Genomic DNA, 12,416 nt, shown 5'->3' on the forward strand with positions numbered 1-12,416 from the left:
GGAAGCACCATCAGGGCGTCAGCACGGCCGCGCCGAGGATCTGGCCATTCCGCAGCATGGCCAGGACCTCGTTGGCCTGATCGAGCGGAAACGCCGTCGTCTCGGTGCGCACGCCGGCTTGCGGCGCGACCTTGAGAAAATCGAGGCCATCCTGCCGGGTCAAATTGGCGACCGAGACCAGCTGCCGCTCCTGCCACAGCAAATCATACGGAAAGCTCGGAATGTCGCTCATGTGGATGCCGGCGCAGACGACGCGACCGCCTTTGCGCACGGCACGCAACGCCGCCGGGACCAGCTCGCCGGCTGGGGCATAAATGATCGCGGCGTCGAGCGGCTCGTCGGGCACTTGGTCAGATGACCCCGCCCAGACAGCGCCGAGACGGCGTGCAAGACCTTGTGCAGCGGCATCGCCTGCCCGCGTGAATGCATGGACGGAGCGTCCTTGCCAAACAGCGACTTGCGCAATGATGTGGCCGGCGGCGCCGAAGCCATAGAGGCCGAGTCTCTCGGCGGGGCCGGCCAGGACCAGCGAGCGCCAGCCGATCAGCCCCGCGCACAGCAGAGGCGCAATCTCGACGTCGCTGCCGGCCTCGCCGAGCGGAAAAGAGTAACGTGCGTCGGCGATGGTGTGGGTCGCGTAGCCGCCGTCGCGTGTGTAGCCGGTGAACAGCGGCGCGTCACAGAGGTTTTCCATGCCCTCCCGGCAGAAGCGGCATGTTCCGCAGGTGAAGCCGAGCCAGGGAATGCCGACCCGCTCACCAGGCGCATGTGTCGTCACATTCGCACCGATGAGGTCGACCCGGCCGACGATCTCGTGGCCAGGCACGATCGGATAGCGGATGCCGGGCAGCTCGGCGTCGACGAGATGAAGATCGGTCCGGCATACACCGCAGGCGCTGATCTTCACCCGGATCTGACCCTCGCCCGGCAACGGGTCAGCCCGCTCCTCCATCCGGAGCCGCACTCGTGGGGCCGGCAACACCATCGCACGCATGTCTGTCTCCGGGGCGAACCGCTCCGATTGAACTATCCATAGAACGACCGAGTGGCCAGTCCTTGACGTCGGTCAACGCCGGTTCGCCCGGTTGATCGGACGGAGTTTCCCCCGGTCTTGACGCGGATCAAGGGTCTCGACGGCAGCCGGCCTATGATCGTGGCTCAGGAGAATTCCGATGCCCATCAAGGATGTGTTTCTGCCCCTTGTCGGCCAGCCGCGCGGGCCAGCCCTGGTTGCGATCGAGAAATGCGTTGCTGTGGCTGCCGATCTCGGCGCCAGGATCACCGCGCTCGCGCTCGAGGAAGATGTTTTCGAGCGGCCGAAGGTGATGTTGCTTGACGATCGCGCTTCCGCGCAGGCCAGCCTCGAGGCCAGCGACATGCAACAGCTGCTGAACGCCTTCACCAATGCGGCTTCCCGCGCCAACATCCGCGCCCAGAGCCGGTCGGGCAAGGTGCCCGCGGATCAGATCGGAGCGATCCTGGCCGAGCACGCTCGCTTCAGCGACCTCACGCTGGTTCCCGTGAAGCCGCACGACAGTCGAACGGAGGCCATCATCGAAGCGTTGTTGTTCGAATCCGGACGGCCGCTTCTGCTCTGTCCCGAACATCGCGCCGACGAGCTCCGGCCCGAATTCGAGAACGTCGTGATTGCCTGGGATCATTCCGCACGGGCCGCGCGTGCGGCGGGAGATGCGTTGCCCATTCTTCAGGCTGCCACCTCGGTTCGTGTGCTGACCGTGGCGGAGGACAAGACTGACGCGGTCCTGCAATCCGGAGCGGCGCTCGTCGACCATTTGCGGGAACACGGCGTCTTTGCCTCGTTCGAAACCACGAAGGGGGGTGGCAGCTCCACCGGCAAAGTACTGGGAAGCTGGGCGAATTCCCATGGTATCGATGCCATCGTGATGGGCGCCTATCATCATTCGCGCCTGAACGAGACCGTGTGGGGAGGTGTGACAAAGACCGTCATTGGCCAGCCACCGTGCTGGGTTATGATCTCGCACTAGGCCTCTTCTTCCAGCCGGATCGTCAATCATCGGAACCGCCGCCGAGGCGGTGTATTTGTTTTCATGTCGACTTATCGTCTGAACAACCTGCTGTCGCCGCGCTCGGTCGCGCTCGTCGGCGCGAGCGCGCGTCCAGCGTCCGTGGGACGTGCGGTCCTGGAGAACATTGGCAAGGCCGGATTCAAGGGGCGGTTTGGCCTCGTCAATCCACGTCATGCCGAGATCGGCGGCATCGCGGCGGTGAAGAGCCTGGACAGGCTGGACTTCGTGCCCGAGCTCGTCGTCGTCACCGCGCCCGCGGGCGAGATTCCAGGCATCGTCGACCAGGCCGGGCGCCGCGGGTCTGCGGGGGCGCTGATCGTCTCGGCGGGTCTCGGCCAGGGACCGGGATCGCTGCACGAGGCGACCAGCGCTGCCGCGCGCAAACACGGAATGCGGCTGATCGGACCGAACTGCCTCGGCATCATGATGCCGGGCGTCAGCCTGAATGCCAGTTTCGCCGCGCACATGCCGCGGGCCGGCAACCTCGCGCTGATCTCGCAATCGGGCGCCATTGCCGCCGGCATGGTGGATTGGGCCGCGCAGCGCGGCGTCGGCTTCTCCGGCATCGTCTCGATCGGCGATCAGATCGACGTCGACATTGCCGATCTGCTCGATCATTTCGCGATGGATCACAAGACCCGCGCGATCCTGCTCTACATCGAGGCGATCAAGGACGCGCGCAAGTTCATGTCGGCGGCGCGCGCGGCCGCACGCGTGAAGCCGGTCGTCGTGGTGAAGTCCGGCCGGATGGCGCAGGGTGCGAAGGCCGCCGCCACACATACCGGGGCGCTCGCCGGTGCCGACGCCGTCTATGATGCGGCGTTCCGCCGCGCGGGCGTGTTACGGGTGTCCGATCTGCGCGAGCTGTTCGATTGTGCCGAGACACTCGGCCGCGTCGAATCGCCGACCGGAAAGCGTCTCGCCATCCTGACCAATGGTGGCGGCATCGGGGTCCTTGCGGTCGATCGATTGGTCGAGCTCGGAGGTATTCCGGCAACCATCTCGACTGATGCGCGCAAGAAGCTCGATGCGGCGCTGCCGCCGACCTGGTCGGGTGCAAACCCCGTCGACATCGTGGGCGACGCCGACGCCTCGCGCTACGCGGCGGCGCTGGAGGAACTGCTGGCCGACCGCGACAACGACGCAGTTCTCGTCCTCAACGTGCAGACGGCAATCGCATCGGCCGCCGAGATCGCCAAGACCGTGACGGAGCTCGTGGCTAAGTATCGCGAGCAGCACCGCCGATGGGCAAAGCCCGTGCTGGCTGCCTGGGTCGGCGCCGATCAGCACATCGTCCAGGCACTCTCGAGCGCCGGCGTGCCGAACTATCCGACCGAGGACGATGCCGTGCGCGGCTTCATGCATCTGGTCCGGCACCGCGAAGTGGTGGAGGAGCTGAGCCAGGTCCCTCCCGCGATGCCCGATACGTTCGTTCCGGATGCCAGGGGGGCAAGAGAGATCGTCACGGACGCGATCGCGGACGGCCGCCAGTGGCTCGAGCCTGTCGAGATCAAGCACCTGCTCGAAGCCTACGACATCGCGATGGTGCCGACCTATGCGGCAGCCGATGTCGAGCGGGCGGTGACCTATGCAAAGGACATCTTCGCGCAAGGCGGCACCGTCGTCCTGAAGATCCTGTCGCGGGACATCACCCACAAATCCGACGTCGGCGGCGTCGTGCTCAATCTGACGACCCCGGAGGCCGTGCGTGCGGCGGCCACGGACATTCTTGCGCGAGCCAGAAAGCTGCGGCCCGAGGCCCGCATCGGCGGCGTCATCGTCCAGGCGATGGTCGTCAAGGCAAAGGCGCGTGAGCTGATCCTTGGTCTCGCCGACGATCCGACCTTCGGCACGGTGGTCGTTTTCGGCCGCGGCGGCACGGCGGTGGAGATCATCAATGACAAGGCGCTGGCGCTTCCGCCGCTCGACCTGCAACTGGCTCGCGATCTGATCGACCGCACGCGTGTATCGCGGCTGCTAAAGGCCTATCGCGACGTGCCGGCGGTCAAGCAGGATGCCGTCGCCATGGTGCTGGTCAAGCTGGCGCAGATGGCCGCCGACATTCCCGAGATCCGCGAATTCGACATCAATCCGTTGCTCGCGGACGAAACCGGCGTGACCGCGGTAGATGCGCGCGTCGCGGTTGGGCCGCCGCAGCGGAAGTTCGCCGGCTCTGGCCCTGCCAATTTCGCCGTTCGCGCCTATCCGTCGCAATGGGAGCGGCGCCTCAAGCTCAAGGACGACTGGCGCATCTTCGTGCGGCCGATGCGCCCCGAGGACGAGCCGACCATTCACGAATTCCTGCGTCACGTCACGGCACACGATCTTCGCCTGCGCTTCTTCGCCCCGATGAAGGAGTTCACCCACGAATTCATCGCACGCCTGACCCAGCTTGACTATGCGCGTGCGATGGCCTTCATCGCGTTCGACGAGGCCACCGGCAAAATGGTCGGCGTGGTCCGGCTCCATTCCGACTCGATCTACGAGACCGGCGAATACGCGATCCTGCTGCGATCCGACCTCAAGGGCAGGGGGCTCGGCTGGGCCCTGATGCAGCTGATCATCGACTACGCGCGGTCGGAGGGCTTGAAGACCATATCGGGCGACGTGCTGCAGGAGAACACCGTGATGCTCGACATGTGCCGGCAGCTCGGCTTCGAGGTCAAGCCGGACCCGGCCGAGCCTGAAATCTGCGACGTCAGGCTGAAGCTCTGAGCGCGTTCAGCTACGATTGCGCTTCGGCCGAACTTGCGTCGTTTGGCGTCCTGGCCGTCGTCCGCAGAGTCTTGATGATGACCGCGATCAGCGGCAGCAGCACCGGCACGATGGTGCTGAGCGGATGATGCACCGCGCCTGACACCTGGGCCTGGAGCGCTCGTGCCTCGAGCTGGAGGGCTTCGATGGACGTGTCATGAATTTCGCTGGCGAGCTCGATGTCGCGTCCCGACGGGGCGCGGCCAGCGATCAGGAAGAGAGCGGCCGCGATGACGAAATTGACGGCGCCGAGGATGGCGGCCGCGGCAATCGCGCTCCAGATCTGCACCAGCGCGAAATAGGCGGACAGCTCCAGCATCAGGAGCCCGAACGCGGCGATCAGCGCCGCGAAGGCGCGCAGGCCGAGGCCGATCAGCAAATGGCGCAGCCTGATGTCCGCGATGATCCTGTCGGTGCGCCACAGCACGCGCAGATGTTTGATGACATTCTCGGTATTCACCTAGTGTCTCCTCAGCATGAAGCCGACGACCACGCCCAGCGCGAAAGCGGAGGCGAGCGAGGTGATCGGGCGCTCCGCAACGAGGCCCTGGAGCTGCTCCCCCTCTTGTTCGACGGTCTCGCCGAGCTCGGCGAGCGCGGCCCTGATCTGATCGGCGAGCGCTTCGGTGCGAGCTTTCGAGCTCTCGAACATCTCCTCGCCGGCGGTGCTCAACAGGCGCGTGACGTCGACCTTCAGCGCCCGTAATTCCTCGCTCATCCTGTCACTGTCGAACATGGATTGGTGTCCTCATTGCATCCGAGCGAGCCTAAGACCCGCCCGCGCGATCGCGCTTGATTTGCGTCAAGAGGCGGAGCCCGTTCGGGGTCTTGAGACAGGTCAATCCGGCCGCCACATGCCGGCCTAGAAATGCCGGCTGAATGGGACCAATTGTCCCGACGAGGTGGAAAGCGTGAACCACGAACCGCTGCTGCACGCGACGCCGTCCGGCGACGTGCTGAAATTGCGCCCCGAGGGGCCATGGACCGCCGCGAACGTGGTGACGCTCGAGACGCTGTCGCGGTCGGTCGGGGCCGACGTCGATCGCTCGCGCGTCGTAACGCTGGACATGTCGGGGATCAGCGCGCTCGATACGCTCGGCGCCTGGGTCCTGGAGAAGCTGTCGCGCAGGGCCGCATCGTCAGGCAGGTTGGCCGAGTTCGTCGGCGTCGCCGATCATTTCAGCGGGCTGATGGACGAGGTGCGCCAGGTCAACCGTCGCACGCCGGCTCCAAGCGTCGCGCCCAATCCGGTTCTGGCGAGGTTAGGCGAGCTCGGCAAGTCCACGGTCGGGGCGCGGGAAGACATCACGATCTTCCTTCAGATGCTCGGCGCCTTGTTCATGGCCGTCGTCGGCGTGCTGCGCCGGCCGCGTTCGCTGCGGCTGACCTCCCTGGTGTATCAGCTCTATCGGATCGGCTGGCAGGCGATCCCTATCGTCACGCTCATCACCTTCCTGATCGGCGCCATTATCGCGCAGCAGGGCTTCTTCCACTTCCGCAGATTCGGCGCGGAGTCGTATACGGTCGACATGGTCGGCATCCTGGTGCTGCGCGAGCTCGGCGTGCTGATCGTCGCCATCATGGTCGCCGGCAGGTCAGGCAGCGCCTACACCGCCGAGCTCGGCTCGATGAAGATGCGCGAGGAGATCGACGCGCTCTCGACCATGGGGCTCGATCCCATCGACGTCCTGATCCTGCCGCGCGTCGCAGCGCTGGTCATTGCACTGCCCATCCTCACCTTCATCGGATCGATTGCCGCGCTCTATGGCGGCGGGCTGGTCGCGCAATTCTACGGCGACATGGGGCCGGCGATCTACATCGCGCGGCTGCACGAGGCCATTTCCGTTGCGCATTTCGAGGTGGGCATCCTGAAGGCGCCGTTCATGGCGCTGGTGATCGGGATCGTGGCCTGCAGCGAGGGATTGCGCGTCAAGGGCAGCGCGGAGTCGCTGGGGCGGCAGACCACGACGTCGGTGGTGAAATCGATCTTCCTGGTGATCGTGCTCGACGGCCTGTTCGCTATCTTCTTTGCCTCGATCGGAATGTGACGATGGAAGAATCGCAAGATCAGTTCGCGATCCGCGTCCGCGATCTCGTGGTCGGCTTCGGTCGTCAGACCGTGCTCGACCATCTGTCGCTCGACGTCCGCCGCGGCGAGATTCTCGGGCTGGTGGGCGCATCCGGCGGCGGCAAGTCGGTCTTGATGCGGACCATCATCGGCCTCATCCCGCGCCGGAGCGGGACCATCGAGGTCATGGGACAACCCACCGGCGGCCACGGCCGAGGCGCGGCGATGGCCTGGGGCATCCTGTTCCAGCAGGGCGCGCTGTTCTCCTCGCTGACGGTGCGCCAGAACGTCCAGTTTCCCTTGCGCGAAAATCTCGTCCTGTCGCAGGAGCTGATGGACGAGATCGCGATCGCCAAGCTCGAAATGGTCGGTCTGCGTGCCGAGGACGCCGACAAATATCCGGCGGAGCTGTCCGGCGGCATGACCAAGCGCGTGGCGCTGGCGCGCGCGCTCGCACTCGATCCGCCGATCCTGTTCCTGGACGAGCCGACCTCGGGCCTCGACCCGATCGCCGCCGGCGAGTTCGACGCGCTGATCAAGACGCTGCAAAAGACCCTGGAGCTCACCGTGTTCATGGTGACCCATGACCTCGCGAGCCTGACCACGGTCTGCGACCGCGTCGCCGCGCTCGCCGACGGCAAGATCGTGGCGATCGGCCCGATGCGCGAATTGCTGCAATCCGAGCATCCCTGGGTGCGCGCCTATTTCCACGGCAAGCGCTCGCAGATGCTGCAACACGAGATGAGATGAGAGATGGAAACCCGCGCTCCCTATGTGCTGATCGGCAGTTTCGTGCTGGCCGCGATCGTCGCGGTGTTCGGCTTCGTCTATTGGCTGAACAACACCGGCGGCATCGGGCCGCGCACGAACTATCATGTGCAATTCCAGGGTCCGGTGCCTGGCCTCCTGGTCGGCGCCGGCGTGCTGTTCAACGGCATTCGGGTCGGGGAGGTCACCCAGCTCGGGCTCGCGCCCGATAACCCGCGCTTCGTCAATGCCACGATCTCGGTTGCAACGGCGACGCCGGTTCGTGCCGACACCAAGGTCGGGCTCGAATTCCAGGGCCTGACCGGCGTTCCCGTGGTGACGTTGGAGGGCGGCGTGATCGTCGCCAGGTCCGGCGAGCTGCCGACCTTGATCGCGGAGGCCGGAGCCGGCCAGAGCATGACGCAAGCGGCGCGGGATGCGCTGCGGCGGGTCGACACGGTGCTTCAGGACAATTCCGGCCCGCTGAAGGACACCATCGCCAATTTCAAGACCTTCTCCGACGGCCTCGCGCGCAACACCGGCAAGATCGACGGCATCCTGGCGGGCCTCGACAAGATGACCGGAGGCGGCACGCCCGCGCAGAAGGTCACCTACGACCTGCGCACGCCGCAGAATCTCGGGCCAGCCGGCAAGACGCTGTCCGCCTCACTGGCAATTCCCGAGCCGACGGCGGTGGCGATGCTGCAGACCCAGCGCATGCTGTTCGCGCCCAGCGGGGACAGGCCGGGCTTTGCGGACTTCCTCTGGGCTGACAGCATTCCGAAGCTGGTGCAGGCACGCCTGATCGACAGTTTCGAGAACTACGACATCGCCCACGCCCCGCTGCGCACGACGGATCTCGGGCCGGCGGATTACCAGCTCCTGATCGACATCCGGCGCTTTCGGATCGCGACGGATGGGGAGGCTCGGGCCGAGATCGGATTGTCGGCGCGGATCGTCGACAAGAACGGCAAGGTGATCGCATCGCGGCTCATCGAGACCAGCGAAAAGCTCGACAAGGTCGATCCGGCCGCTTCAGTCGCCGCCTTCGATGCGGCCTTCGCACGCATCGCGAAGGAACTGATCGGGTGGACCGTGCAGGCGGTCTGAGGCCGACTATTCCAGCGTCTTCAGGTAGGACAGCAGGTCGTGGATCTGGTCCGGGCTGAGCTCGAAGGCCGGCATGTCGGAATGTCCGGTGGAGATCCCCTCGGCCAGCGCTTCGCCAAGGCTGTTGATCGGATAGCGCCTATGCAGGTTGCGTAGCGGAGGTGCGATCTCGAGTGGGCTCTTGGAGGCACGGTCGATCGCGTGACAGCGTGCGCAATTGGCTCGGGCAAAAGCCTTGCCGCGTTGTTCGGCGGTCGGGGCCGCTAGCGCAGGCGTGATCAGAAGCAGCCCAATCAGGCCGTGGCGCAGTGCGCTTTGCAGCATGGAAACATCATCCCGTCGAACCGTGGAAGCAGAATATGACGGCGATGCCGCTCAAATTTGATCTGGGTCAATCGGCTGCGGCACGGTGCAGTAAAATGCAGCCGCGCGGTGGACTCGGCCTGACGTCGGGAGCGGCCGGCGCGGGGGAGCGGTGGATGAAGCCTTCCGTGGTCATGAGTGAGCCGAACGGGCATTTTTGCGACGATTGTGCCGTGCGCGGAGCGGCGGTCTGCTCGTCGCTCGATGCAGCCGAACTCCGGGAGTTCGAGCATCTCGGCCGCCGCGTCCATTTCGATTCGGGCGAGACCGTGTTTTCCGAGGAGGACATCACGACCTCGTTCTACAACGTCCTCGAAGGCGTCATGCGGCTTTACAAGCTGCTGCCCGACGGCCGGCGGCAAATCGTCGGCTTTGCCTTGCCCGGTGATTTCCTGGGGATGAATCTGTCCGGCCGGCACAATTTTTCGGCCGATGCGATCGGCGTGGTGAACGTGTGCCAATTCCCAAAAGGGCCATTCGGCCGCTTCACCGAAGAGCGGCCGCAATTGCTCAGGCGCATCAACGAGCTGGCCATTCGCGAGTTGAGTCAGGCGCGCGACCATATGGTTCTGCTCGGCCGCCGCTCGGCCGACGAGAAGGTCGCGACTTTTTTGCTCGGCTGGCGTGAGCGGCTGGTCGCGCTCAAGGGTCCGTCCGACATCGTCGCGCTTCCGATGAGCCGCCAGGACATTGCCGATTATCTCGGCCTGACCATTGAGACCGTCAGCCGCACCTTTACCAAGCTGGAGCGTCTCGGCGTGATCGAGATCATTCACGGCGGCATCAGACTGCTCGATCCCGCTCGCGTCGAGGCCATCGCCGCAGCCTGACCTCCTGTCCGCGACGCTCGCGGCAATTTGATCCCGATCAATGACGGCGGCCATGCCCCGCAAAATAATGCCGGAGACAAATCCGGGAGGGGATGATGCCTGCTGACGCGTTGCTGGTGACCGTTATCGTCGTCGCGATCTTCGTCGCGTTCGCCGTAGCTTTGGCTTGGGCCGACCGGCAAACCGGCGCGGGCCGGCTCGATCCGGATTCCAGGCTCTGAAGCTTCTTCAGGTCTAGGTCCGAGTCCAGCGCGCCAGGGCCGATACTTGCGCAGGCGGCCGCTGGCCCTCGGCAGCGTCTCGACGCAATCGCGGTTTGCGTAATCCGCAACTCTGCGTCGAAGAAGACGCATCGCCGCAGCTTTCGGCTGCTGACTTCCGACGTTACCGGCCTTTTCGTGGCATTTGGCTCAAATCGAGCGCGTGCTTTCCGGTTGAAATGCCTGGTAACGTTGACTACGCAGGAACTCGATGCCTCGTAGTCTTAGGAGCTCCGGCGTGCCTCAGGACAAGACCGGCGACCCCCGACAACAGGCGGGCAACAAACTATCGGTCCTGCGCAAGCACCCGATCTTCGCGGATCTGGAGCCGGAGGCGCTCGATCAGCTTTGCCGCTACGCCAAGCACACCAACGTCAAGCGTGGCGCGACGATCGCAGCCAAGGGCGATCCCGGCAACAATCTGTTCGCGGTGATTTCTGGCACGGTGAAGATTTCCTCCTCCTCGCCTGACGGACGGAACGCGATCCTCAATCTGATCGGTCCGGGAGAGATCTTTGGCGAGATCGCCGTGCTCGACGGCGCGCCCAGGTCGGCGGATGCGACCGCCAATACCAATTGCGAGCTCTACGTCATCGATCGCCGGGACTTCCTGCCGTTCGTGAAGAGCCAGCCGGCGCTGGCGATGAAATTCATCGAGCTGCTGTGCGCGCGTCTGCGCTGGACCAGTCAGCAGGTCGAGCAGGTGATCCTGCAGAATTTGCCGGGCCGGCTTGCCAGTGCGCTGCTAGGTCTCACCGAAGAGCGCAAGCTCGATTCCGGCAGCGGCACGCTCGCCATCACGCAGCAGGAGATCAGCGAGATGGTCGGGATGACGCGCGAGAGCATCAACAAGCAATTGCGCGCCTGGGCCGGCCGCAACTGGGTCCGCCTCGAGCATGGCGCCATCGTCGTGCTGGATACCGACGCGCTGCGCGAGCTCGCCGAGAGCGGCCTCGACGGCGAGTGATGCCTCGGGCCTAAATGTCGATGATGGCGACCGGGCGGGTCCAGCCCTCGGAGGCCCGGGCCAGCGACGTCGAGCCCGCCCGCCATACCCACCATAGTGCGAATTGCGCCAGAAATCGATCGATGCAAGTCTTGCATCGATCGATGCCGGATTTGGCTTGGACAGAGAATGCCGCCCGCCCTAGGGACGACATTGGCGCTTGACTTCACACCTGAAGCGGAGCGACCCAAGGCGGCCTGCAGCCGGGCCGACAACGATACAATCAATCCAATCAACCCAGGAGGAAAGCCCAAATGAAGACGCTCACCGGTATCATCACAGCCGTTGCACTGGCGGTCTCAGCACCCCTGGCCACCGCGCGCGATTTCCGCTCCGCCGACGTTCACCCCGCCGATTATCCGACCGTCGAGGCGGTCAAGTTCATGGGCCAGCAGCTCGCGGCAGCGAGCGGCGGCAAGCTTGGCGTGAAGGTGTTTCCGAACGGCGCCCTTGGCTCGGAGAAGGACACGATCGAGCAACTCAAGATCGGCGCGCTCGACATGATGCGGATCAACGCATCGCCGCTGAACAATTTCGTGCCCGAGACCATCGCCTTGTGCCTGCCCTTCGTCTTCCGGGATACGCAGCACATGCGCACCGTGCTCGACGGTCCGATCGGCGATGAGATCCTGGCAGCCATGGAGCCCGCGGGTCTGGTCGGCCTTGCCTATTACGACAGCGGCGCGCGCTCGATCTACACCGTCAAGGGGCCGGTCAAATCGCTGGCCGACCTGAAGGGCCTGAAGATCCGTGTCCAGCAATCCGACCTGTGGGTCGGCATGATCCAGAGCCTCGGGGCCAACCCGACGCCGATGCCCTATGGCGAGGTCTATACCGCCCTCAAGACCGGCCTCGTGGACGCCGCCGAGAACAACTGGCCGTCCTACGAATCCTCCCGTCACTTCGAAGCTGCCAAGTTCTACAACATCACCGAGCACTCCCTCGCGCCCGAAGTTCTCGTAATCTCGAAAAAGGTCTGGGACACGCTGAGCAAGGAGGACCAGGCGATGGTCCGCAAGGCCGCCAAGGAATCGGTGCCCGTGATGCGCAAGCTCTGGGACGCGCGCGAGCAGGCCGCCCGCAAGACCGTCGAGGCCGCCGGCGTCCAGGTGATCACGATCGGCAACAAGGCGGAGTTCGTCGATGCGATGAAGCCGGTCTACCAGAAGTTCGCCGGCGACGAGAAGCTGCAGAACCTCGTCAAGCGCATCCAGGACACGAAGTAAGACA

Annotated in this window: 13 protein-coding genes; 9 read left to right on the forward strand and 4 right to left on the reverse strand. The window is 64.9% G+C overall.

Going from position 1 to position 12,416, the window contains the following annotated elements; translation table 11 throughout:
• Nucleotides 1-10: 10 nt before the first annotated feature.
• Entirely contained in the window at nt 11-994 is a 984-nt protein-coding gene (locus ACNJYD_RS12575; protein WP_439366535.1) for a zinc-dependent alcohol dehydrogenase family protein, read from the reverse strand.
• A 178-nt stretch (nt 995-1,172) separates the two neighbouring features.
• Between ACNJYD_RS12575 and ACNJYD_RS12580 the strand changes: the two genes are divergently transcribed.
• Nucleotides 1,173-2,006 (forward strand): universal stress protein, encoded by an 834-nt coding sequence (locus ACNJYD_RS12580; RefSeq protein WP_439366536.1) that lies wholly within the window; start codon nt 1,173-1,175, stop codon nt 2,004-2,006.
• Between the two features lie 63 nt (nt 2,007-2,069).
• Complete coding sequence (locus ACNJYD_RS12585; protein WP_439366537.1) at nt 2,070-4,763, forward strand: bifunctional acetate--CoA ligase family protein/GNAT family N-acetyltransferase; 2,694 nt, start codon at nt 2,070-2,072, stop codon at nt 4,761-4,763.
• Between the two features lie 10 nt (nt 4,764-4,773).
• On the opposite strand, the gene ACNJYD_RS12590 is transcribed toward ACNJYD_RS12585, so the two are convergent.
• Complete coding sequence (locus tag ACNJYD_RS12590) at nt 4,774-5,262, reverse strand: phage holin family protein (RefSeq protein WP_172785418.1); 489 nt, start codon at nt 5,260-5,262, stop codon at nt 4,774-4,776.
• Nucleotides 5,263-5,538 (reverse strand): hypothetical protein, encoded by a 276-nt coding sequence (locus ACNJYD_RS12595; RefSeq protein WP_172785417.1) that lies wholly within the window; start codon nt 5,536-5,538, stop codon nt 5,263-5,265. It lies immediately after the preceding gene.
• A 175-nt stretch (nt 5,539-5,713) separates the two neighbouring features.
• Here ACNJYD_RS12595 and ACNJYD_RS12600 point away from each other — a divergent pair, with 175 nt between their 5' ends.
• Genes ACNJYD_RS12600 through ACNJYD_RS12610 form a run of 3 tightly spaced genes read left to right on the forward strand, consistent with a single transcriptional unit; the run spans nt 5,714 to nt 8,727 of the window.
• Nucleotides 5,714-6,850 (forward strand): ABC transporter permease, encoded by a 1,137-nt coding sequence (locus tag ACNJYD_RS12600; RefSeq protein WP_439366538.1) that lies wholly within the window; start codon nt 5,714-5,716, stop codon nt 6,848-6,850.
• Between the two features lie 2 nt (nt 6,851-6,852).
• Nucleotides 6,853-7,620 (forward strand): ABC transporter ATP-binding protein, encoded by a 768-nt coding sequence (locus tag ACNJYD_RS12605; RefSeq protein WP_172785415.1) that lies wholly within the window; start codon nt 6,853-6,855, stop codon nt 7,618-7,620.
• 3 nt (nt 7,621-7,623) lie between these two features.
• On the forward strand, nt 7,624-8,727 hold the full coding sequence (locus ACNJYD_RS12610; RefSeq protein ID WP_439366539.1) for an ABC-type transport auxiliary lipoprotein family protein: 1,104 nt from the start codon (nt 7,624-7,626) through the stop codon (nt 8,725-8,727).
• A 6-nt stretch (nt 8,728-8,733) separates the two neighbouring features.
• Here ACNJYD_RS12610 and ACNJYD_RS12615 read toward each other — a convergent pair whose 3' ends face one another.
• Nucleotides 8,734-9,051: a c-type cytochrome gene (locus ACNJYD_RS12615; protein ID WP_260380055.1), complete on the reverse strand. Its 318-nt coding sequence runs from the start codon at nt 9,049-9,051 to the stop codon at nt 8,734-8,736.
• 155 nt (nt 9,052-9,206) lie between these two features.
• On the opposite strand from ACNJYD_RS12615, the gene ACNJYD_RS12620 reads away from it, so the two are divergent.
• The 4 genes from ACNJYD_RS12620 (at nt 9,207) to ACNJYD_RS12635 (ending at nt 12,412) form a co-directional block, all read left to right on the forward strand.
• Entirely contained in the window at nt 9,207-9,920 is a 714-nt protein-coding gene (locus tag ACNJYD_RS12620) for a helix-turn-helix domain-containing protein (RefSeq protein ID WP_439366540.1), read from the forward strand.
• A gap of 95 nt (nt 9,921-10,015) precedes the next feature.
• Nucleotides 10,016-10,141: a hypothetical protein gene (locus ACNJYD_RS12625; protein ID WP_260380053.1), complete on the forward strand. Its 126-nt coding sequence runs from the start codon at nt 10,016-10,018 to the stop codon at nt 10,139-10,141.
• Between the two features lie 277 nt (nt 10,142-10,418).
• Nucleotides 10,419-11,147 (forward strand): Crp/Fnr family transcriptional regulator, encoded by a 729-nt coding sequence (locus ACNJYD_RS12630; protein ID WP_172785411.1) that lies wholly within the window; start codon nt 10,419-10,421, stop codon nt 11,145-11,147.
• 293 nt (nt 11,148-11,440) lie between these two features.
• The gene (locus ACNJYD_RS12635; protein WP_212255456.1) at nt 11,441-12,412 is read left to right on the forward strand and encodes a TRAP transporter substrate-binding protein; all 972 of its coding nucleotides are present in this window, start codon (nt 11,441-11,443) and stop codon (nt 12,410-12,412) included.
• The last annotated feature ends 4 nt before the right edge of the window (nt 12,413-12,416 follow it).

The sequence above is a fragment of the Bradyrhizobium sp. SPXBL-02 genome (assembly GCF_051853065.1).
Lineage (GTDB): Bacteria > Pseudomonadota > Alphaproteobacteria > Rhizobiales > Xanthobacteraceae > Bradyrhizobium.

What these genes read in the sequence shown, in the direction of transcription:
- ACNJYD_RS12575 (WP_439366535.1), bottom strand. Translation starts at nt 994, where the DNA reads ATGCGTGCGATGGTGTTGCCGGCCCCACGAGTGCGGCTCCGGATGGAG.
- ACNJYD_RS12580 (WP_439366536.1), top strand. Translation starts at nt 1,173, where the DNA reads ATGCCCATCAAGGATGTGTTTCTGCCCCTTGTCGGCCAGCCGCGCGGG.
- ACNJYD_RS12585 (WP_439366537.1), top strand. Translation starts at nt 2,070, where the DNA reads ATGTCGACTTATCGTCTGAACAACCTGCTGTCGCCGCGCTCGGTCGCG.
- ACNJYD_RS12595 (WP_172785417.1), bottom strand. Translation starts at nt 5,538, where the DNA reads ATGTTCGACAGTGACAGGATGAGCGAGGAATTACGGGCGCTGAAGGTC.
- ACNJYD_RS12605 (WP_172785415.1), top strand. Translation starts at nt 6,853, where the DNA reads ATGGAAGAATCGCAAGATCAGTTCGCGATCCGCGTCCGCGATCTCGTG.
- ACNJYD_RS12610 (WP_439366539.1), top strand. Translation starts at nt 7,624, where the DNA reads ATGGAAACCCGCGCTCCCTATGTGCTGATCGGCAGTTTCGTGCTGGCC.
- ACNJYD_RS12615 (WP_260380055.1), bottom strand. Translation starts at nt 9,051, where the DNA reads ATGCTGCAAAGCGCACTGCGCCACGGCCTGATTGGGCTGCTTCTGATC.
- ACNJYD_RS12620 (WP_439366540.1), top strand. Translation starts at nt 9,207, where the DNA reads ATGAAGCCTTCCGTGGTCATGAGTGAGCCGAACGGGCATTTTTGCGAC.
- ACNJYD_RS12625 (WP_260380053.1), top strand. Translation starts at nt 10,016, where the DNA reads ATGCCTGCTGACGCGTTGCTGGTGACCGTTATCGTCGTCGCGATCTTC.
- ACNJYD_RS12635 (WP_212255456.1), top strand. Translation starts at nt 11,441, where the DNA reads ATGAAGACGCTCACCGGTATCATCACAGCCGTTGCACTGGCGGTCTCA.